20 protein-coding genes and 2 pseudogenes are annotated in these 19,253 nt (G+C 66.4%); 8 read left to right on the top strand and 14 right to left on the bottom strand.

Translation table 11 applies throughout. The features are described from left to right. Positions 1 to 11 precede the first annotated feature (11 nt). The 4 genes from ABLE92_RS17585 to ABLE92_RS17570 are packed head-to-tail and all read right to left on the bottom strand — an operon-like array spanning position 12 to position 3,087. Positions 12 to 1,331 carry an MSMEG_0569 family flavin-dependent oxidoreductase gene (locus ABLE92_RS17585; RefSeq protein ID WP_348806038.1) on the bottom strand — a complete coding sequence of 440 codons (1,320 nt, stop codon included), beginning with the start codon at positions 1,329 to 1,331 and terminating at the stop codon, positions 12 to 14. Beyond that, a complete protein-coding gene (locus ABLE92_RS17580) occupies positions 1,328 to 1,663 on the bottom strand; it encodes an MSMEG_0570 family nitrogen starvation response protein (RefSeq protein WP_348806037.1) in 336 nt (111 codons plus the stop codon). The genes ABLE92_RS17585 and ABLE92_RS17580 overlap by 4 nt, the downstream gene beginning before the upstream one ends. Then, the gene (locus ABLE92_RS17575; RefSeq protein ID WP_348806036.1) at positions 1,656 to 2,555 is read right to left on the bottom strand and encodes a carbon-nitrogen hydrolase family protein; all 900 of its coding nucleotides are present in this window, start codon (positions 2,553 to 2,555) and stop codon (positions 1,656 to 1,658) included. The genes ABLE92_RS17580 and ABLE92_RS17575 overlap by 8 nt, the downstream gene beginning before the upstream one ends. Before the next feature lie 10 nt (positions 2,556 to 2,565). Then, the gene (locus ABLE92_RS17570; RefSeq protein WP_348806035.1) at positions 2,566 to 3,087 is read right to left on the bottom strand and encodes an MSMEG_0572/Sll0783 family nitrogen starvation response protein; all 522 of its coding nucleotides are present in this window, start codon (positions 3,085 to 3,087) and stop codon (positions 2,566 to 2,568) included. Between the two features lie 530 nt (positions 3,088 to 3,617). Between ABLE92_RS17570 and ABLE92_RS17565 the strand changes: the two genes are divergently transcribed. After that, entirely contained in the window at positions 3,618 to 4,064 is a 447-nt protein-coding gene (locus ABLE92_RS17565; protein ID WP_348806034.1) for a hypothetical protein, read from the top strand. Between the two features lie 78 nt (positions 4,065 to 4,142). Here ABLE92_RS17565 and ABLE92_RS17560 read toward each other — a convergent pair whose 3' ends face one another. Beyond that, entirely contained in the window at positions 4,143 to 5,231 is a 1,089-nt protein-coding gene (locus ABLE92_RS17560) for a VOC family protein (RefSeq protein ID WP_348806033.1), read from the bottom strand. A gap of 226 nt (positions 5,232 to 5,457) precedes the next feature. Between ABLE92_RS17560 and ABLE92_RS17555 the strand changes: the two genes are divergently transcribed. From ABLE92_RS17555 to ABLE92_RS17535, 5 genes are read left to right on the top strand one after another with little or no spacing between them, the layout of a single operon-like run. Next, positions 5,458 to 6,336 carry an acetaldehyde dehydrogenase (acetylating) gene (locus tag ABLE92_RS17555; RefSeq protein WP_348806032.1) on the top strand — a complete coding sequence of 293 codons (879 nt, stop codon included), beginning with the start codon at positions 5,458 to 5,460 and terminating at the stop codon, positions 6,334 to 6,336. Next, entirely contained in the window at positions 6,333 to 7,382 is a 1,050-nt protein-coding gene (gene dmpG, locus ABLE92_RS17550) for a 4-hydroxy-2-oxovalerate aldolase (protein ID WP_348806031.1), read from the top strand. Before ABLE92_RS17555 ends, dmpG begins: the two co-directional genes overlap by 4 nt. Then, complete coding sequence (locus ABLE92_RS17545; protein WP_348806029.1) at positions 7,379 to 8,848, top strand: aldehyde dehydrogenase; 1,470 nt, start codon at positions 7,379 to 7,381, stop codon at positions 8,846 to 8,848. Before dmpG ends, ABLE92_RS17545 begins: the two co-directional genes overlap by 4 nt. An 11-nt stretch (positions 8,849 to 8,859) precedes the next feature. Next, on the top strand, positions 8,860 to 9,621 hold the full coding sequence (locus ABLE92_RS17540) for an SDR family oxidoreductase (protein ID WP_348806028.1): 762 nt from the start codon (positions 8,860 to 8,862) through the stop codon (positions 9,619 to 9,621). Between the two features lie 12 nt (positions 9,622 to 9,633). Continuing rightward, a complete protein-coding gene (locus tag ABLE92_RS17535) occupies positions 9,634 to 10,050 on the top strand; it encodes a tautomerase family protein (protein ID WP_348806027.1) in 417 nt (138 codons plus the stop codon). Positions 10,051 to 10,102: 52 nt separating this feature from the next. On the opposite strand, the gene ABLE92_RS17530 is transcribed toward ABLE92_RS17535, so the two are convergent. The 5 genes and pseudogenes from ABLE92_RS17530 to ABLE92_RS17515 all read right to left on the bottom strand — a co-directional run bounded on the left by ABLE92_RS17530 (position 10,103) and on the right by ABLE92_RS17515 (position 13,902). Next, positions 10,103 to 11,167, bottom strand: coding sequence for an HNH endonuclease signature motif containing protein (locus ABLE92_RS17530; protein WP_348806026.1), 1,065 nt, complete (start codon positions 11,165 to 11,167; stop codon positions 10,103 to 10,105). Positions 11,168 to 11,205: 38 nt separating this feature from the next. Next, a pseudogene (locus ABLE92_RS26195) lies at positions 11,206 to 11,802 on the bottom strand (DUF222 domain-containing protein); the annotation flags it as partial. A 305-nt stretch (positions 11,803 to 12,107) separates the two neighbouring features. Continuing rightward, a complete protein-coding gene (gene thmT, locus ABLE92_RS17525; RefSeq protein ID WP_348806025.1) occupies positions 12,108 to 12,311 on the bottom strand; it encodes a 2-hydroxymuconate tautomerase in 204 nt (67 codons plus the stop codon). Positions 12,312 to 12,313: 2 nt separating this feature from the next. Further along, the gene (locus ABLE92_RS17520) at positions 12,314 to 13,117 is read right to left on the bottom strand and encodes a 2-keto-4-pentenoate hydratase (RefSeq protein ID WP_348806024.1); all 804 of its coding nucleotides are present in this window, start codon (positions 13,115 to 13,117) and stop codon (positions 12,314 to 12,316) included. Next, positions 13,114 to 13,902 carry a 2-keto-4-pentenoate hydratase gene (locus ABLE92_RS17515; protein WP_348806023.1) on the bottom strand — a complete coding sequence of 263 codons (789 nt, stop codon included), beginning with the start codon at positions 13,900 to 13,902 and terminating at the stop codon, positions 13,114 to 13,116. Before ABLE92_RS17515 ends, ABLE92_RS17520 begins: the two co-directional genes overlap by 4 nt. A gap of 76 nt (positions 13,903 to 13,978) precedes the next feature. Between ABLE92_RS17515 and ABLE92_RS17510 the strand changes: the two genes are divergently transcribed. Then, complete coding sequence (locus ABLE92_RS17510) at positions 13,979 to 14,758, top strand: IclR family transcriptional regulator (protein ID WP_348806022.1); 780 nt, start codon at positions 13,979 to 13,981, stop codon at positions 14,756 to 14,758. Between the two features lie 5 nt (positions 14,759 to 14,763). Here ABLE92_RS17510 and ABLE92_RS17505 read toward each other — a convergent pair whose 3' ends face one another. From ABLE92_RS17505 to ABLE92_RS17495, 3 genes and pseudogenes are all read right to left on the bottom strand, one after another. Then, a complete protein-coding gene (locus ABLE92_RS17505) occupies positions 14,764 to 15,573 on the bottom strand; it encodes an IclR family transcriptional regulator (protein WP_348806021.1) in 810 nt (269 codons plus the stop codon). A gap of 118 nt (positions 15,574 to 15,691) precedes the next feature. Next, the gene (locus ABLE92_RS17500; RefSeq protein WP_496560820.1) at positions 15,692 to 16,231 is read right to left on the bottom strand and encodes a flavin reductase family protein; all 540 of its coding nucleotides are present in this window, start codon (positions 16,229 to 16,231) and stop codon (positions 15,692 to 15,694) included. Continuing rightward, positions 16,228 to 17,735, bottom strand: a pseudogene (locus ABLE92_RS17495) (4-hydroxyphenylacetate 3-hydroxylase family protein). Before ABLE92_RS17495 ends, ABLE92_RS17500 begins: the two are co-directional and overlap by 4 nt. 219 nt (positions 17,736 to 17,954) lie before the next feature. On the opposite strand from ABLE92_RS17495, the gene ABLE92_RS17490 reads away from it, so the two are divergent. Next, entirely contained in the window at positions 17,955 to 18,947 is a 993-nt protein-coding gene (locus ABLE92_RS17490; RefSeq protein WP_348806020.1) for an AraC family transcriptional regulator, read from the top strand. Here the strand turns inward: ABLE92_RS17490 and ABLE92_RS17485 are convergent. Next, entirely contained in the window at positions 18,944 to 19,252 is a 309-nt protein-coding gene (locus ABLE92_RS17485; RefSeq protein WP_348806019.1) for an EthD family reductase, read from the bottom strand. The two genes, ABLE92_RS17490 and ABLE92_RS17485, sit on opposite strands and share 4 nt — an antisense overlap. Position 19,253: the final 1 nt, after the last annotated feature.

Below are 19,253 nucleotides of genomic sequence, written 5' to 3'. Positions count from 1 at the left end.
CGGCGGGTCGATCAGGACGCGATGCCGACCGGACTCGCGTGGGTACCGGGGTTGTCCCGGCGCAGCGCGGTGGTGATGGCATCGGCGACGTGGTGGGCGTCGCGGTCGATTCCGAGGAATCGGCCGGATCCCCAGGTGTGCATCCAGGGTAGGCCGATGAAGCTGAGTCCGGGGACCGCGGTGATTCCGCGGGTCTGCATCGGGCGGCCGGCGCCGTCGAAGGCGCTGGCCTCGATCCAGCGATAGTCCGGCCGGTACCCGATGGCCCAGATGATGCCCGCGATCCCGGCCGCGGTGAGGTCCAGTGCGGTGGGATCGGTGTCGGGCGTCCACACCGGCTCGTATCGCGACGCCGGTGGGGCATCGATTGCCTGGGCGTCGATGTAGCGGTCGATGTCGGAGCAGATGGAGTTGTACACCGCGTCGGCCCGGTCAAGCGATCCGGTCAGTGTCGGGGCGAAGGTGAGGTGGTCGTCCTTGCCGCCGGTGAGGGCGCCGTAGAGGCGCATCCCTTCGCGGGCGAACTGGCGCAGGTCGACGTCGCGGCCACCGTCCCGGCCGGTGACGTAGTGGTTGGTCTTCTCCTGCGCCACCCGTCCGCCCGGATACTGTTGCGCCGGAATGTCATACACACCCATCTCGGCCAACCACGTCATGCAGTCCCGGCCGCGGTAGGTCCGCGCGACGCGGGGTGCGTTGCCGATGGCGAGGTGGACCTCGCGGCCGGCCAGATGCAGGTCCTCGGCGATCTGGGTGCCGGACTGGCCCGATCCGACGACCAGCACGCCGCCCTCGGGGAGTTGGTCGGGATGGAAGTACTGTTCCGAATGAATCTGGGCAACAGTAGGATCGAGTGACGACGCGTAGGGCGGTAGCACCGGCAGCGGGTACCCGCCGGTGGCGATCACGACGTGATCGCAGGTGAGGATCTCGTCGCCGGCGCCCGCGTCGGCAACCTGGGAGTGGAGTGTCACCTGGAATCCGTGCGCGGTCGGCTGGTGGACGCGGGTGACCGTGGTGTGCTCGCGCACGGGAGGACTGAAGGTGTCCAGCCACCTCGACAACCACGCGACGACCTCGTCGCGGGTCATGAATCCGTCGGGGTCCGCGCCGTCGTAGGCGTGTCCGGGTAGTCGGCAGTGCCAGTTCGGGGTGACGAGAGTGAAGTTGTCCCACCGCTTGTCGGCCCAGGCGTGCATCAGGGTGCCGGATTCGACGACGATGTGGTCGATGTCGGCTCGTTGCAGGTACCAGCTGACCGACAGGCCGGCCTGGCCGCCGCCGACGATGACAACAGGGATGTGGTGGGTGGGATGAGCCGGTGTGCTCATGGTGACTCCGGGGGGTGGGAAGAGGCGCTGGAGGAAGTGGTTTGGGGCAGTGGCGGATACATGGTGATCACGGTGACGGTGGCATCGTCGTCGTAGCCGTCTGCGGTGGAGGTGATGTCGGCCGCGGAGGCGGCGGCCGACGTGCATGCGAATCCGAACTTGGCGCGGACGCGTTCGGCCGCCTCGCCGAGAGCGGTGGTGGCGCGATCACGAAGTTCGGTGACGGTGTAGTCCGCGCCCGACTCCAGGTGATCGTGCATGACGAGACTGGGCGAATAGTATTCGCGCACAGCACCATCAGGCCAACGGACGGTGAAGGTCATCTCAGGCATGCGACAGACTCCGCCAGGCCGCCGCGCCGGTGGCGTCGACATCGGTCAACGTGCCGTAGACGTCGGGCCGTCGATCGCGGAGATGGAACATGCCTGCGCGCATGGTGCGGAAGGTGCCGGGGATGTCGACGTCGGCGATGGCCAGTCCGCTCCCCAGCAGGGTGGAGTCGAGGATGTTTCCCCCGGGGTCGACGATCTTGGCGTTGCCGACATAGCGGAGGGAGCCAAAGGTTTCCGACTGGTTCGAGGCCACCCAGAACACCTGATTGTCCAGGGCGCGGGCGACATCGAAGAGGTTGAACCGGTAGGTCCAGCGATCCTCCTGCAGGTTCTCCGCGGTTGCCGTCCGCGCTGCCGGCCACGCCGAGAGGCTGGCGATGACCTCGGCACCTTTGAGGGCCATGATCCGAGCGGCTTCGGGAAATGCCTTGTCGTAACAGATTTGGAGACCGACGCGGCCGATGGGTGTCTCGAAGACCTCGTAGTCGGTGCCCGACGAGTACGACATGTTCTCGCCCAGTGGCTGGTGCACCTTCCGGTAGCTGCCGTAGATTCGGGTGCCGTCGAGGAGTGCGGCTGCGTTGTAACGGGTTTCGCCGTCGTCGGCGAGTTCGCAGAAACCGATGGCGATGAGCATGTCACCGATGATCGACTGCACCCGTGCGATTTCCGGGCCGTCGAGGCGAATCGCCGGCGGCAGTGACCGCTGGGTGTTCTTGATCGTGTCACCGTGATTGCCGAGGCTCGACAGGTAGCCGCCGATGGCGGCCTCGGGGAAGACGAGGAAGTCGACGCCCTGCTCACGAGCTTGCGCCACATACTCGGCGATCGTCTGGTAGTTCTGCTCGAGGTCGCGGGTGAAGTTGGCCGCGACCGATCCGATGATGGTCATGGCATCCTCGTCAGACCATGTAGGTCGAGTTGATGATGGCGCCCTTGCGGGCGTAGTGGATGACCGCGTCCTGCACGTCGAGTGGGTGCGCGGGAATGACGCCCTCGATGAGGTCTTCTTCGCGGCCGCCGTGCAATGCGAGGCCGAAGCGGCAGCAGAAGACGGTGCCGCCCTCGGAGATGAATGTCGCGAGGGAGTCGTTGATGTTCTGCTCACCGGGGAACCCGGAGTCGCCGGTCTTCGGGAAGCCGCGCGTGGCAAGGCAATTGATGGCGCCGGGGCCGTAGAAGTAGATGGCGGATTCGAATCCCTTGCGCAGTGCGCGGGTGGCCTGCAGCACCGCCACGAACGACACCGACGACTCGTGCGCGATACCGTGGACGAGGGTGAAGTAGGTTTCGCCGTCCTCGGCCTGGTAGTCGGGGAAGATCTTGGTGCCACCGTAGATGTTCGAGCCCTTGGGCAGCGAGGGATGGGGGATCTCGGCGAGCGACTTGGCGATGTTCTCGGTGATGGTGTCGTCGAGGGACATGGGGCTCCTTGAAGGTGCGGAAAGCTCTGCAGGAAATGAAGATTCAGGTTCGGCGACGTTGCCGGGGAGATTCCGGATCAGGGTCCGGGGCGGGCCGTCGAACTCTCGGCCACGCATCAAGTAGACCGCCAGCGTATTTCGTGGTGGTTACAAGCGGAACAACTGAACGGCCGATCTGTGTAACACACCCGTCGAGTGGGCGCCCTTCCTCGTCGAGTGGGCGTCCTTTCTCGTCGAGTGTGCGCTCATTCCCGTCGAGTGTGCGTCCTTTCTCGTCGAGTGGGTGCGGCGAGGGATGCCGTCCGATGCCGGAGAGCGCAGCGTCGATGCCGGTCATTGCCGTGCACTGGGTCCAGCGATAGCGACGAGCCCCGAGGCCTCGCAAGCATCGGCTGGGAGCCGAGCGACCTGGGCCAGAGCGTTGTCAGTGAGGAGGAGAGCGCTGTCAACGACCTGGCCGCGACACCCCGGTCCATGCCGTCGCTCGACACGGAGCACACTGGTAGCAGGTGGCCGACGATCGGAGAGTAGTGGCAGGGCTCGAACTGGACCCGGGGCTCGCGGCATCGTTGCGCAAGATCGAGCGCAAGGTGCTGGCGGAGGTCCCGCTGCGTCCGCGATCGGTCCGGGTGATCTGGGCCGCGATCGCCGTGCTCACCGCCGCGACCATCACCGCGTGGATCACCAGCGACGCCGACGGTGTCCGCACGATTCTCGGTGAGATCGCCATCGGGCTCGGCGTGACCGGCGCACTGATGTCCACCGTCGCCGTGACGTTACGACGATTCGGCTGGTGCTGGTTGGCCTCGGCGATCAGCGCGATCGCTGTTCCGTTGTCGGTGCTCGGCTACTGGTCGACGCAGACCGGGCTCGGTGTGGCCTCCGTCGGATTCCTGGTCGCCGCGCTGGCGCACGCCGTCCTGGTGGGGAACTGGGTTCAGTGTGGACGACCGCCGCTGCCCGGGCCGGGAAAGTAGCCTCCCACGAACACAACATCGGCGCGGAACCCGAGGGCTCCGCGCTGATGTGCGTGATGGCGGCGTGACGTGGTGCGCCTACACCGGGGCGCCGGCGACCGCGCGCGAGTGATCGATCTCCGCCGGGATGTTCTCCACCGCAGCTTCGGCCTCGGGCAGTTCGGCGCCGGGACCGAAGTGGGCGAACTGCTCGATGTGCTGATCGAGTGACAGCGGGCTCGGGGTGCCGTAGGTGAAGTAGGTCTCCCACGGAAGCTTCGCGCCGCCGATGGCCAGACCGGTGTCGATCTCGGCCATGTTCCAGGTCTTGGTCTGCGCATCGGGATCGAGGTGCAGATAGCCGGCCTCACCGAACAACTCGATCCGGTTGCCGCCGGGTTCGAAGACGTAGAGGAACTGGCCCTGGGTGATGCCGTGCACGTCGGGACCGGCCTCGATCTGAATGTCATAGTCGCGGAACATCTCCGCAGCATCGACATTGTGCTGCCCGGTGCCGTAATAGAAGGCGAGGTGATGCAGTTTGCCCCGACCGCCCGTCATGTCGCGCATGCAGGCGACCTCGTGGCCGAGCAGGTTGGAACTCATCCAGGCGCCGATCTCGACGTCACCGTCGACGACGCGCTCGGTGGTGCGGAAGCCGAGGTGACGTTCGAACTCGTTCTTCACCGCGGTCACATCCGATGCCATCAGGTTCAGGTGATCGATGCGCTTGACGGGGATGCCCTGCAGCGGCTTCTTCGACGGCCGGGAGAGGATCTTGCTCTGCAGTTCCGCCGGCGCGACGTACTTCTCGGCCTCCCACAGCAGAGCGAAGTCGTGGCCGTCGGCGGTGTTGTATGACAGCGTCTTGCCGTAGCCGAATTCATCCTCGTGCCAAGAGGTTTCGATGTTGCCGTCCTGCAGGGACCTCGCGCGCCGCTCGAGCGCCTCGGGTGAGCTGGTGCGCATTGCCGCGTGGCCCATGCCCGGCTGTGCGGACTCGGTGATCTTGAGACTCCACTGGTAGGGATCCTCGTAGCCGCGCAGGTATACCGACTGCCCCTCACGCTTGGTGACGTACATACCGAGGAACCGGGTGAAGAATTCTTCGGTCTCCTGGGGCTTGGGGCTGAGCAGCTCGCAGCGTGCCAGATGGGCAACGTCGAAACGGCCGGGATTTTCGGTCATCGGATCTCCTGTGGTGACTCATTGGCGAACCGCTTGGGCGGTGCCATCCATCTGCGGATGAGACGAGCATGGACCAACTCTGTGACCGCCATCACTGTTGTTCGGCAATGCCGAACAACGTCGCCGGGACGGGCTCGTCTGTCCGGGTACCCCGTGACCGGGCTCACGAGCAGGGACCAACTGCCTACCGTCGGTGCCAATGCGTCAGCGAACAAGGGAGAACACGATGAGTCGGTTGACCGCCGCGATAGTCGGGTCGGGCAACATCGGGACGGACCTGATGTACAAACTGCTCCGGTCCGAGCACGTCGATCCGGTGTACATGATCGGGATCGATCCGGACAGCGAGGGATTGCGCCGCGCCGATCAGAAAGGTCTCACGATCTCCGCCGGGGGAGTGGATTGGCTTCTGGCGCAATCGGATCTGCCCGATCTTGTCTTCGAGGCGACCTCGGCGAAGATCCACGCCGCGGCAGCCCCGCGGTATGCGAACGCCGGTATCACCGCCATCGACCTCACGCCGGCGTCGGTGGGTCCGTATGTGGTTCCGGCCGTCAATCTCGACGAACACCTCAGCGCCCCCAATGTGAACATGGTCAGTTGCGCCGGACAGGCCACCATCCCGATCCTGTACGCCATCAACGAGGTTGCCGACGCCGCCTACGGCGAGATCGTCGCCGCCATCGCGTCGGCGAGCGCCGGCCCCGGAACGCGGCAGAATCTCAGCGAGTTCAGCGAGAAGACCGGACGTGCCCTCGCGCAGGTCGCCGGGGCCGACAAGGCCAAGGCCATCTCCGTCATCAATCCGGCCGAACCGCCGATGAACATGCGGGACACCGTCTACGCGAAGGTGCGCAACCCCGACGCGACGGCCATCGAACGTGCCGTCATCGACATGGTGACCCGAGTGCAGGAGTACGTGCCGGGGTACACCCTCAAACTCGTCGACGTCGAAGGCGATCTCGTCACGGTGATGCTCGAAGTCGTTGGCGCAGGCGACTTCCTGCCCACCTACGCGGGCAACCTCGACATCATCACCGCCGCCGCCGTACGCGTCGCCGACGTGATGGCCCAGCAGAACCTCGTCGCAGGAGCAACACGATGACCGACCAGCCGACCACGAACCGCGAGATCACCCTCGTCGACACCACGCTTCGGGACGGAATGTCCAGCGTGTCACACCAATTCACGACCGAGAACGTCGCGGCGATCGCCGCCGGACTCGACCGCGCCGGAGTGCCGACCATCGAGGTCGCCCACGGCATCGGGCTGGGTGCCTCGTCGATCCAATACGGCTTCGCCGCCGCCACCGATCCCGAATACGTCCGCGCCGCCGTGGATACCGTCGAGAACGCCGACATCGCCGCGCTGTACGTCCCCGGAATCGCCACCCTCAACGAACTGCAGGGCGCCATCGACGCGGGCATCTCCACCGTCCGGGTGGCCGTGCACTGCACCGAGGCCGACTGTGGTCAGCAACCGGTCGAGTGGGCAAAAGACAAGGGCCTCAGAGTCATGTGCTTCCTCATGATGAGCCACAAACTCGAGGCCGAGCCACTCGCCGAACAGGCGGCCAAGCTGGACTCCTACGGCGCCGACGTCGTCTACGTCGTCGACTCCGCCGGTGCGATGGTGCCGCAGCAGGCGGGCGAACGGGTCGCCGCACTACGGTCGGCAATCTCCGCCGACATCGGATTCCACGCCCACAATAACCTCGGCGTCGGAATTGCCAACGCGCTCACCGCAGCCGAGAACGGCGCCACCTTCATCGACGGTTCGCTGCGCGGTCTCGGCGCGAGCGCCGGCAACGCCCAGACCGAGGTTCTCGCGGCCGCCTTCGAACGCGCCGGATGGGACACCGGAGTGGATCTCTTCCCGCTCATCGACACCGCCGAGCACGTGGTCGCGCCACTGATGAAGGAACCGCAGATCGTCGACGAGACGGCGTTGGTCCTCGGCTACGCCGGTGTGTACTCGACCTTCTTCCACCCGACCAAACGCGCCGCCAAGAAGTTCGGTGTCAGTACCCGCGACATCCTGCTCGAACTCGGCCGCCGGGGTGTGATCGGCGGCCAGGAGGACATGATCATCGACGTGGCCTCCGAACTGGCCGGCCGCACCTACGAGACCCCGGAGGTGGCGGCGGTATGACCACCACATCAACACCCGTCGAGATCCGTCACCTGATCGGTGACGAATGGCATGGTGCCTCGGACGGAACAACTTTCGAATCCCGAGATCCGCACGACGGCACACTGCTGGCGAATGTGGCCCGCGGAACCGCCGACGACGGCGCAGCCGCCATCACCGCGGCTCGCACCGCCTTCGACACCGGACCGTGGCCGCAGATGTCACCCAAGGAACGCGCCACCATCCTGCGCGCCGTCGCCGACGCCGTCGACGAGCATCGAGAAGAACTGGCGCAGCTGGAAACCCGCGACGGAGGCAAGACGATCTCGCAGTCGCTCCACGCGGAGATCCCGCGGGTCGCCCACAATCTGCGGTTCTTCGCCGACTACGTGTCGATGGCCGCCAACGAGGCCTACCCCGACGGCGACCTGCTGTCCTACGTGCTCTACCCGCCGGCCGGAGTCGTCTCGGCGATCAGCCCGTGGAATGCGCCGCTGATGCTGGCCACCTGGAAGATCGCACCGGCGCTGGCCTTCGGGAACACCGTGGTGCTCAAACCGGCACCACAAACCCCGTTGACCGCCAACCGGTTCGCCGAGATCGCACTGGAGGCGGGCCTGCCGGCGGGCGTGCTCAATGTCGTGCACGGTTTCGGCGGCGAGGCCGTTGCCGGACCGCTGACGTCGGACCCGCGGGTGGATCGCATCACCTTCACCGGGTCGAGCGCCACCGGCGTCCACATCCTGCAGGCGGCAGCGCTCAATCACACGCCGGTGTCGGCGGAGATGGGTGGCAAGTCGGCCAACATCGTCTTCGACGACGCCGATCTCGATGTGGCGGTGCCGATGTCGATTCGTGCGATCTTCGGGGGCAACGGTCAGGTGTGCCTGTCGGGTTCACGACTACTGGTGCAGAACTCGATCCGCGAAGCCTTCATCGAGCGTTTCGCCGAAGAGGCCGCCAAGCTCACCGTCGGCGATCCCAAGGATTCCGGGACATTCATGGGGCCGCTTATCGAACAACGTCACCTCGACAAGGTCGCCGGGTACGTCGAACTCGCTCAGGAGGAGGGTGGGAAGGTCATCACGGGAGGCGAGCGGCTCACCGGTGCCGCACATGCCAAGGGCTTCTATTACCCGCCGACGGTGATCACCGGGCTCACCAATGAGTCCCGCACCGCTCGCGAGGAGATCTTCGGCCCGGTGGAGACGGTCATCGGCTTCGACACCGAGGACGAGGCGCTGCGGATCGCCAACGACTCCCCGTACGGCCTGGCCGGAATGCTGTTCACGCAGAACCTCGATCGCGCTCATCGAATGGCAGCGCGATGGAGGGCCGGGACCGTCTGGATCAACACCTTCTTCGAGAGGGATCTGCGCCTGCCGTTCGGTGGGGAGGGCATCAGCGGACTCGGCCGCGAAGGCGGTCAGTACTCCCGCGAATTCTTCACCGAGCCCCGCGCGGTGACCATCCGGCTACGCAAGTGAGTGCGGCAGGCATGTCCGAGCACGCCGCGGCAGAGACCTGTGTGGTGGTCGGCGCCACGGGCGCGATGGGATCGGTCATCGTCGAGCGACTCGTCGGTCGCGGCCATCGGGTGGTGGCGGTGGCCCGTTCACAGGAGCAGCTCGACAAACTCGCGACGACGAGCCCTCTGATCGTGTCGTGCCGCACGGATATCGCCGATGACGCCGCGGTCGACGACATTCGGGCAGCGCTCGACGCGCCCGTCCGGATGGCGATCTTCGCGGCCGGTCTGCCGGTCAAGGGTTCGGTGGACACCATCACGCCGTCGGCGCTGGCGACCGCTGCCAACGTCAAGGTGGCCGGGCCGGTGCGGCTGCTGCACGCGGTGCGGGCTCACCTTGTGCCGGGATCGCGGTTCGTGGCGATCGCCGGATCGCTCGGTATCGAACCCGGTCCGCTCGATGCCGGCCCGGGCACCGCGAATGCCGCACTGCTGAACCTGATGCGGCAGATCAGTGCGCTGTACGGGCCGAAGGGAATCACCACGCACACCGTCGCGCCCGGGCCCGTCGACACGCCTCGGTTGCGCGCGATCATCGAGACCGAGTCGCAGCAGACCGGGCAAGCGATCGAGGAGATCTGGGCGCGCTACCGCGCCAAGACCGCGCTGGGCCGTCTACCCACGCTCGAGGAGATCGCCTGGGTGGTGGAAACGCTGTTGGCGCCGGAAGCCGACGTCCTGCACGGCGCCGTCCTCACCGCCGACGGCGGCGTGCGCCACGGACTTCTCTAGAAGGGAAAGACCATGCCGGTAGCCCACTTTCACCTGCCCGTCGGAGCGGCGACACCCGATCAGGAGCGCCGACTGCTGACCGAGGCGGCGGCAGCCTACTCGCGAGTCCTCGACTCTCCGATCGAGCGGGTGCGGACCTTCCTGGTGCACTATGACCCCGCTCACCTCACGGTGGCCGGGGAGCTCGTCGCCGAGAGCGGTGTGGTTGCGCCGTATTTCACCGCAATCGTGCTGGCCGGACGATCTGTGAAGCAACGTCAGCAATTGCTCGCTGCATTCACCGACCTCATCGTGGACGTCCTCGACGTCGACCGCGCCGGCGTACGCGGACAGATCATCGAGGTCGATCCGGACAACTGGGGGATCGCGGGCCGTCCGGCGTTGGGTGCGCGTGCATCGGAGATCGCGGCCCGCGCAGGCACTCCCTGACCCTCGTGCGTCGAGTGGGCGCTGTTCCGCATCGAGTGTGCGTCCAGCGCCGTCAGAAGGGTGGTGGGTCGTTGCGTTCGGCACGGTCGGCGGCGTCATCGGCCTCGTCGCGGGCATGGGCGTACCTGGTGTCGATGGCCCGGCGTGCCGGGTGATCGGGCGGCTTGGGGGCCAGGACAGCCAGGCCGGGGAACATGTCGGAGCCGCGGAAGGCGTTGCCTTCGAACCAGTGCCCGGACGGGGACTGGAAGAACGCCCGCATCAGCGAGTCCTGAAAGTCGCGCCATCGCCCGAACGTTTTGTGTCGGTGGTGAAAACGGCACAGTGGTCCCAGGTTCCACACCGCGGTCGGTCCGCCCCGCTCCGGATGCTTGTGATCGAACGGGATCTTGTGGTCCAGATCGGTGGTGGATACGGGCGCGTTGCAACCCGGCCAGGTACAACACGGCTCACCCGCCCGGATGTAGGCCTGAGTACGTTTGCCGGGCCGGTACTTCCACCCGTCGAGACCTTGCATCGCGAGTTCTCGGGACACCCCGACGCGGCGGGTGAACTCCCGATTGTCGAGGTCGCGCACGGAGTCGGCATCGATGACGCCGAACCCGTCGAGATAGCCGGGTTCGTCATCTTCACCGTCGAGTGTGGATTGGTTGGCGACCACGAATATCGTTGCCGCCGGTACCGGTACCGGTACCGGTGGCGGTGGCGGGGAGCGGTGTTCGGCACACGTACACGAACAGTGCGATGCGGAATCAGCGTCGGTGACCGCAGGTGGGTCGACCGGGGTCGCGGGATCTGTTGGATCGCCGCCCACGCCCTCGTCAGTGGAATCGGCAGGTTCCACCGCCGTATCGGCGACAGTGCCGTCGTCCTGGTCGGCTCCTCGGGAGTCGTCGGCGGCCACGCCGGAGTCGAATTGCCCGTCCGCCGCTGCAGCAGAGCAGGAGTCGGCGTCGGTGGCATCACCCGCGCAGTCACCGCCGTCGACGTCGGCCGCGTGGGCAGCACCCTTGGCTTCGGCTGCAGGCTCGGCGAAGTCCTCGGCCGCTTCGGCTTGGGTTGAGGCTTGGGCGGAGGTGTCGCGTTCCTCCTCGCACGCCGGGCACCGGCACGCCAATCGGTCCTGGCCCTGGTCAGCGCGATCAATGCATCGGCACGGCGCTGCGCCATCGACCGTGGGTCCTCGCGGTGCACCTGCTTCGCCATCTCTGCCAACCGCGCCTTGACCACCGCACCATCGGTATCCGGCAACTGCGCCGACACTTTCGACTGCCCGGGATGAAACCGATCCGGACGCACCTGCACATCCCGATCTGTCTTGGCCCGCGTCCGCCGACGCCGCATCGCCGCCTTGTCGATCCGCGCGATCACGCAATCGACCATCATCACAAACCGTTGCGTCGACATGTGATCACGCGCCGCGATCTCCAGGGCCAGTTCGACATCGATCTCCCCCAACAGCTCCGGCGAACACAACCGGGTACGCGCCACCACCATCAGAAACCGCTTGAGATCGATCCGCCCGGCCGCCAACATCGCACCCACCTGCGGCAGTCGATACCGCACCGCATCACCGGCAGAAATGAGCTCCCGCGCCTGCGCCGGTGGCACCGACAACACCGCCCCCACCTCGGCAACCGTGCGTTCCAACCCATCCGGCCCGAACTCCGCCCGCGGGTCACGATCCTCGGCCACGGCCTGACACGATTCGGCGATCTCGACGCCGTAATCCTCCTCATGCAACTCATGCATCAACGACAACGCCTGCAACCGCCGGATCGAGCTCGTCGAGATCATGCGGAAATTCGCGGTCGCCACCGTCGCCGCACAATGAGCCACCACCTCCACCAACGCCACCGCCGGCAACCGCTCATCATCAGCCAACTGCGCCGAAAGCCCACCGGGGCCCAGCACCGGATCACCGGCATCAGGCAGATCGGCAACCCAGTCGTCGTCGGGTTCCGAACACGGCATCACGGACATGAGAAGAACATACAACTGGCCACCGACAAGACCCGTCGCCGCAGTTCAGGCCAGTAGAATCACTGTCGGATGCGTCATTCTGGCATCGAAGCCTCCCGCTCGGCGATCGTCACATCCCCGGCGGCCCAGTGGGTTTTCGGGACCTCCCGCACCACCACCCGGATGTTGGCGATCGGTGCGCCCAGTGTGCGGTGGGCCGCCTCGGTCAGCTCGTGCATGAGCGAGCGCACCTGTTCGGGACTGCGTCCCTGCGCGATGGTCACGTCGATGAACGGCACGCTCAGCCCCCTGCGACGGTGACGGTGCCGAGGGAGGTGAAGTGCGCGGCCACGCGAGCACCCGGCGCCACCGGGACGGCGTCGGTCATCCCGCCGGTGAGCACCACCCAACCCGGCTGCAGGGTTACCCCACGCGCGCCGAAGGTGTTGGCGGCGAACGCCAATGCCTCACCGGGATGGCCGAGGACGGCAGCACCGGTGGCGCTGTCGACGACGTCGCCGTCGACCTCCAGTAGGCAGGCCTCCAACCCCAGATCGAGTTCGTCGGGTCGTCGCATCACCGGCCCGGTGATGTACACGCCGGACGAATTATTGTCGGCGACAGCGTCTTCGAGGCTGAAATTGAACCCGGAGTAGCGGCTGTCGATGATCTCGATGGCGCCCACCGCGTAGTCGACGGCGGCCATCGCCTGGGCGGCGGTGACGCCCGGGCCCTTCAGTTCACGTCCGAGGACGAAGGCGATCTCCGGTTCGGCACGCGGGTGGATCAGCCGATCACGCGGAACCGGCAGCCCGGCCGGTAACGCCATCGCATCGGTCAGCCAGGCCACCGACGGTTCGTCGACGCCCATCTGCTGCTGCTTGGCGCGTGAGGTGAGTCCGAGCTTGATGCCGACCACGGTCTCGCCGCGCGCCCGGCGATCGGCGAGGGCGATATCCTGTGCGGCGTAGGCGACGTCGAGTGTCAGGTCCGGCCATTCGGCGCGGATCGACGTCCGTGCCGTCCGTGAGCGTTCGGCGCTCAACAGGGTCTCGGCCACCCGCCCGGCGCTCCAGGTGGTGGTGGTCTCCGATGCTGTGGTCATTTCGTTCCCTCCAGTAGTGCGGTGACACTGCCGATTCCGGCGAAGTCGGCGACGATGGTGTCGCCAGGGGAGATGGGGACCGCCTTCGTCATCGATCCGGGAAGTACCACGTGTCCCGGCTCCAGCGTCACGCCCAGCGGTCCAACGGTATTGGCCAGCCACACAAGGGAGTTGAGCGGCGAGCCGAGCACCGCACCCCCGGCGCCGGTGGCGACCAGTTCGCCGTTGACGTGCAGGTTACAGCCCGACAGTCGCAGGTCGACATCGGACAGCCGGGAGGGTCTGCTGCCGAGGACCACACCGCCCGAGGAGGCGTTGTCGGCGATGGTGTCGAAGATGCCGATCTTCCAGTCGGTGATGCGGGAGTCGACGATCTCCAGCGACGGCAGCACGAAGTCGACGGCGGCGGCGGCCTCGGCAACGGTCACTCCCGGTCCGCGCAGCGGCCTGCCGAGGACGAACGCGACCTCGGGTTCGATGCGCGGCTGGATGAAGGTGCCCGCCGGGATGGGCGCGTTCTCGAGGTGGAACATGCTCGCGGTGAGGTGGCCGAAATCCGGTTGATCCACCCCCATCTGGCGCTGAATCGCGCGAGAGGCGAGCCCGACCTTGTGGCCCTTGATGGTGTCGCCGTTCTTCACCCAGTCCTCGACCTGGGCGAGGGCGATCTCGTAGGCCGTCGAGAGTGGGGCGTCGATGAATCGGTCGGCGATCGGATCGATCGGCTGCATCTGGCGATACGCGTCGAGGAACGCCGCGGCGGTCACCTGGACATCATCGGACATGGGCGTGCTTTCTGTGTGGGGGAAGGGTGTGGGTGTGCTTGCGTGAAGCGAGAGGTGTGCGGCACCCTGTTCCGACATGCAGAGCAATCGTGCCGGACAACGGGACGGCGGACGTGGCGACGCGACTCCGGGCACCGTGGCGCGCGCAATCCGCATCCTCGATGTCGTGGCGGCTTCGGAACTCGGACTGGGGATTTCGGAGATCGCCCGCCGCGCCGACATCTCGAAGTCCAGTGCGCAACGAACCGCCGGCGAACTCGTGGCGGGTGGTCTGCTCGAACGGGACGGCACTCGGTACCGCCTCGGAATGCGACTGTTCGTGCTCGGTCAGCGGGTGCCGCGGCGCAAGGATCTGCGCGACGCGGCGGCGCCGTTCATGGCCGATCTGCGTGAGGCAACCGGTCATTCGGTGCATCTGGCCGTGCTCGACGACACCTTCGTGATCTACCTCGAGGTGCTGCGCAGCCCGACGGCGCCGCCGCTGCCCACCCGGGCCGGTGGTCGTTGGCCGGCGCACGGAACCGGCATCGGCAAGGCGATTCTCGCCTTCTCGTCGGCGGATGTGGTGGACCGGATCGTGGCAGGCGGATTGCCACGACTGAGCGAACGGACCATCACCAACCCCGGCCTGTTCACCGCGGAACTGGTCCGAATCCGCGGCCGGGGAGTGAGTTTCGACCTCGAGGAGTCGCGTCCCGGCGTCGTCTGCGTGGCCAGTCCCGTGGTCGGCAGCGACGGTGAGGTGGTGGCCGGGATCTCGGTCTCGGGCTGGCACAACCGGATCAACCTCGACGAGGCCGCCGCGGCGGTGCGGACCGCGGCGCTGGGCCTGTCGCGTCAGCTCACGCACCACTGAGCGTCTCATCCGGCTATCGCGTGCAGCGTGGAGACCTGGGTATCACCGACCGACTCGCCGGCCACGGATTCGGACAGGGACTTGGTCACCGCACCCGCCGCCGCGATGACCGCCCGCCGAAACTCCTGCTGCGCGGCCACGAATCGGTTGGCCGGCGCGGTTATCGAGATGGCCGCGACCACCACGCCCATCTCGTCCCGGATCGGTGCGGCAACACAATTGACATCGGCGACGGCCTCACCGGTGTCGAACGCACAACCATGGCGCAGAACGGCTTTCAGTTCACGCGTGAGTTCGGCGGGATTCGTGATCGTCGACGCCGTGTATCGCTTGAGCGGTGCATTCAGCAGATTGCGTTCGATCTCACCCGGATGGCGATGGGCGAGGAGTGCTTTACCGACCGCGCTGCAGTGGGCATCGAGGTGGGCACCGATGCGTGCCCCGGACACGTTGATGACCTGGTTGCCGACGACCTTGTCGACGTACATGACGCGGTAGCGCTCCATGATGGCCAGATGGGTGGTCTCACCGAATCTCTCCGACAACGACGCCAAGATCGTTGCGGCACAGGTCTTCACATCGACGGTACCCTGCAGGGTCTCGTTGAGTTCGACGATGCGCCAGCCGATGCGGTAGCGGCCGCGGGAGCGACATTGCAGCAGACCGATGTCGACGAGCGACGCGAGCAGCGCGTGGGCGCTCGAGCGGGGGACCCCGATGGCCGCCGAGACTTCCGACACGCCCCATTCCGGGCGGGCCACGGTGAACAGGTCCAACACCGGTCCGATCTTCTGAACCGTCTGCAACGCTGCCATGGATATAGACCTTTCTTGAACCTGCCTGGCCCGGTTGGGAGGCCACTATGTGTCTCTCGAGGAGGGATGTCCACCGGCATGTGCCGCTCAGCGGCACACGCCGGTGGTTTCGTCGGAATCAGAAGCCCCAGCTGTCGTCTCCCTGGAGTTCGAGGGCGCGAAAACTGCCGGTGTAGAACAGCAACGGACGCCCGTCGTCGAACCAGAGCTCTTCGACACGTCCGACATGCAGCGTGTGGTCACCGGCCGGGTGACTGTCGGTCACCGTGCACGACAGATGTACCAGCGCCCCGTCGAGCAGCGGAACCCCACGCCGCCAGGTGAATCGGACGAGGTCGGGTTCCGACGCCGCACCCGCGAAATGCAGGGACAGCGGTTCCTGATCGCACGCCAGGATCGAGACGCCGTACCGACCGGTCTCGGCGATCTTGGCGTTCATCCTGGCCCGGTTGGCGATCGACACGAGGACCAGCGGTGGGTCCAGCGACACCGAGGTGAACGCGTTCGCGGTCATGCCGTGTACCGACTCCTCGCTCTCACCTTCGGCGGTGGTCACGATGGTGACGCCACTGGCGAAGCGGCCCAGCGCCTTTCGCATGCGGAGCGGGGATGGATCCAGATCGGCGTCGGCAGCCGGGTGGGTGGTGGTGTCCATCATCGGCCCCGAACGATGTGCAGGTCGTCATTGTTGATCAGATCCGGTCGGGTCCAGCCGTTGACGTCGTACTCCGACATGCACTGTTCGGCAAAGCCTTTGAGTGCGAGGTCCTGTCCGCTGGCCTGGTAGGCGAACAGGGTCTGGAAGCGGACGGCCTCGTGATCGCCACCGTAGTTGCGTTCGTACAGTTCGTGACGCCCGCCGAACTCGGAGCCGACCGCATCCCACAGCAGCTTCAGCAGTTGTACGCGGTCGATCGCGGCGATGCCGTTGAGCCGCGGACGTACTGGTTGAGGTAGGGCTCGATGTCGGGGTTACCCCAGTCGGAGGCATGCGAGTTCAGGTAGATCAGGCCGGAACCCAGCACCTGCTGGATGATCTCCTTGACCCGCGGATATCCCACACCCATGAAGGTGCGATACGCCAGGCCGTAATTCAGGTTCGGCTGCACCGCGCCGCCGACCCACTCGTCGGGTGACTTGGCCATCGCGTCGGACAGACCCCAGAACATGTCACGCCAGTTGAGGATCTCGCCGATCTGCATCTGCACGCCACGGAATCCCGCCGAACCGGTCATCTCGACGCCCTTCATCACGCAGCCGGCGATGAAGTCGAGTTTGACGGCGAGGCGGGCACATCCGTGGAACATGAAGCGGTTCAGGAAGCCCGAGCGCATCACGAAGTTGTTGGTGGTCTCCACGTCGTAGGCGAAGACGTTCTCCCACGGCACCAGCACGCGGTCGAAGACCATGATCGAGTCGTTCTCGTCGAATCGACTGGACAGCGGGTAGTCGAACGGCGAGCCCATCACCGCGGCGTTCATCTCATAAGAGGTGCGGCACAGCAGTTTCAGGCCGGGGGAATCCATCGGCACGGTGAAGATCAGCCCGAATTCCTTCTTGCGCAGCGGCAGTCCGTAGTGGGCGATGAAGTTGGCGTTGGTGATGGCCGATCCGGTGGCGACCACCTTGGCGCCGGACACGATGAGCCCGGCGTCGGTCTCGTCGACGACGTGGACGCAGACATCGGCCGTCTCGTCGGCGGGGCGGTCCCGGTCGATCGGCGGATTGACGATCGCATGATTCAGGTAGAGGACCCGTTCCTGCGACTTCTTGTACCAGTCGCGGGCATTCTGCGCGTAGTCGCCGTAGAACTCGGCGTTGGCGCCGAGGGTGCCGAGGAACGACGCCTTGTAGTCGGGGGAGCGACCCATCCAGCCGTAGACCTCCCGCTGCCAGGCGACGATCGCGTCGCGCGCGACCACCAGATCGTCGGCGCTGTGCGCGGTCTTGAAGAACGGATGCGTGAAGCCGCCGTTACCGGTGTCGGTGGGGACGGCGAGGACTCCCTGGGCGTCCGGGGTGTGCAGTGCGTCGTACATCCTGGCAACCGAGCGCGCGGAATTCCGGAATGCCGGATGGGTGGTCACATCGTCGACGCGTTCGCCCCGGAAATAGATCTCGCGGCCGTCGCGGAGGGATTCCAGATACTCTTCGCCCGTCATCGGGCGGACGTCGTTGGGGCCGGCGGCGGTGGTTCGTTCGGCGAGCGGTGCGGTGGTCACAGATTCCTCCTGGGAGTGGTGGGAAACCAGGGATGTGGTGGAATGCCCTGCGGCGCTTGGCCGGTCGACGGTGCTCGCGTTTCTCGGTGCGAGCGGTATATGGTGGCGGGGCCACGTCCCTGTGACGTAGAACACTAGAACCCGGAGGTGTGGCACAACATGGCTGAGCGCGCACACTCGATGGACTCTGAGCGCACACGGGCCGACGGCTCCGACAGGGTCCTGACACTGGACACCCGCGAACTCGATGTGGCCGAGGGCCGCGACGAATGGCGTAGCACGCTGGGCTCGCTCTATGCCGAGATGGACGTCGACTGGCCGGCGTCCCGCCGCGGACTCGATGCCGAATGGGGTGGGCGCCCGGTCGGCGACCTGCACGTGAGTTCGATCCGCTGCGATGCGCAGACGGTCATCCGGAGCCCGGCGATGATCGCCTCCGACTCCTGCGCCGACTTTCTGGTGTGCGTGGTGACCGACGGTCAGGTCGAGGTGCAGCAACGCGGCCGCACGGCCACGCTGTCCGGTGGGGCGTTCGCCCTCCTCGACCTCGGTGCGCCATTCGTCTTCCACGCGCCGGGAACGTTCCGGCAGGTGGTGGTGCGCGTGCCCGGCACCTTGGTGGGTGGCCGGGTGCCGGAATCGCTGGCAGCCGAGTCGACCGGGCGCGCGTACGGACCCGACAGCGGGTCCGCCGCCATCGTGGGCCGAATCCTCGTCGATCTGGCGCAGACGGAACTGCCGTCCACCACCGCGGCGCCGTTCGCCACCTCGGCGTTGGGCATGCTCTCGGCGACGATCCTCGAGTCGGCTCCGGTGCTCAGTCCGGCCGACAGCTACCGCGCGCAGGACCTCGCCCGCATCGAGCAGGTGATCGCCGACCATCTGCACGACGCCGACCTGACGCTCGCCGACGTCGCCCACCGCAGCGGAATGTCGCTGCGCAATCTGCAGAAACTCGCGCAGGGGCAGGGCCAGACCGCCAACGGATGGCTGTACGCGGCGCGTATCGAGCGTGCCAAGCATCTGCTGCTGACCACCGGTGATCCGGTCGCGGCCATCTGTGAGCGGGTGGGCTTCCGGGATGTGTCGCATTTCGGACGGCTCTTCCGTAAGCACGTCGGTGTGAGTCCGGGACGGTTCCGGGCCGGCTAGCCCTCGTCCGGGACCTCGCCGAACAGCATCGTCGCCCCACCGGAGGCGAAGTTCGCGACGTCGGCAGCCGCCGCCTGCCCCTCCGGCGACGAGAGTGCCTTTACCGCATCATCTTTGGATGCGAAGCCCAGCCGCGCGATGGCGAAGGCGGCCGGTGGGGTGTCGTCCAGCGATTCGCAGTGGCTCATACTGAAGCTCGCGACACCACCGATCGCGTGTACCAGTGGTACATGGTTCGCCGTGTAGTACTCGTCGAATGCCGCCGGGTCGGTGGGCTGGTTGTAGATGATGGTGATGACGTACATG

The organism is Gordonia oleivorans (assembly GCF_040044975.1).
Lineage (GTDB): Bacteria > Actinomycetota > Actinomycetes > Mycobacteriales > Mycobacteriaceae > Gordonia > Gordonia oleivorans.
The sequence above is the reverse complement of the archived record's forward strand: the minus strand, read 5'-3'. Positions and strand labels throughout refer to the sequence as shown.

Coding starts and splice junctions, on each gene's coding strand:
- ABLE92_RS17585 (WP_348806038.1), bottom strand. CDS start 1,331: ATGAGCACACCGGCTCATCCCACCCACCACATCCCTGTTGTCATCGTC.
- ABLE92_RS17580 (WP_348806037.1), bottom strand. CDS start 1,663: ATGCCTGAGATGACCTTCACCGTCCGTTGGCCTGATGGTGCTGTGCGC.
- ABLE92_RS17575 (WP_348806036.1), bottom strand. CDS start 2,555: ATGACCATCATCGGATCGGTCGCGGCCAACTTCACCCGCGACCTCGAG.
- ABLE92_RS17570 (WP_348806035.1), bottom strand. CDS start 3,087: ATGTCCCTCGACGACACCATCACCGAGAACATCGCCAAGTCGCTCGCC.
- ABLE92_RS17560 (WP_348806033.1), bottom strand. CDS start 5,231: ATGACCGAAAATCCCGGCCGTTTCGACGTTGCCCATCTGGCACGCTGC.
- ABLE92_RS17555 (WP_348806032.1), top strand. CDS start 5,458: ATGAGTCGGTTGACCGCCGCGATAGTCGGGTCGGGCAACATCGGGACG.
- dmpG (WP_348806031.1), top strand. CDS start 6,333: ATGACCGACCAGCCGACCACGAACCGCGAGATCACCCTCGTCGACACC.
- ABLE92_RS17545 (WP_348806029.1), top strand. CDS start 7,379: ATGACCACCACATCAACACCCGTCGAGATCCGTCACCTGATCGGTGAC.
- ABLE92_RS17540 (WP_348806028.1), top strand. CDS start 8,860: ATGTCCGAGCACGCCGCGGCAGAGACCTGTGTGGTGGTCGGCGCCACG.
- ABLE92_RS17535 (WP_348806027.1), top strand. CDS start 9,634: ATGCCGGTAGCCCACTTTCACCTGCCCGTCGGAGCGGCGACACCCGAT.
- ABLE92_RS17520 (WP_348806024.1), bottom strand. CDS start 13,117: ATGACCACAGCATCGGAGACCACCACCACCTGGAGCGCCGGGCGGGTG.
- ABLE92_RS17515 (WP_348806023.1), bottom strand. CDS start 13,902: ATGTCCGATGATGTCCAGGTGACCGCCGCGGCGTTCCTCGACGCGTAT.
- ABLE92_RS17510 (WP_348806022.1), top strand. CDS start 13,979: ATGCAGAGCAATCGTGCCGGACAACGGGACGGCGGACGTGGCGACGCG.
- ABLE92_RS17505 (WP_348806021.1), bottom strand. CDS start 15,573: ATGGCAGCGTTGCAGACGGTTCAGAAGATCGGACCGGTGTTGGACCTG.
- ABLE92_RS17500 (WP_496560820.1), bottom strand. CDS start 16,231: ATGATGGACACCACCACCCACCCGGCTGCCGACGCCGATCTGGATCCA.
- ABLE92_RS17490 (WP_348806020.1), top strand. CDS start 17,955: ATGGCTGAGCGCGCACACTCGATGGACTCTGAGCGCACACGGGCCGAC.
- ABLE92_RS17485 (WP_348806019.1), bottom strand. CDS start 19,252: ATGTACGTCATCACCATCATCTACAACCAGCCCACCGACCCGGCGGCA.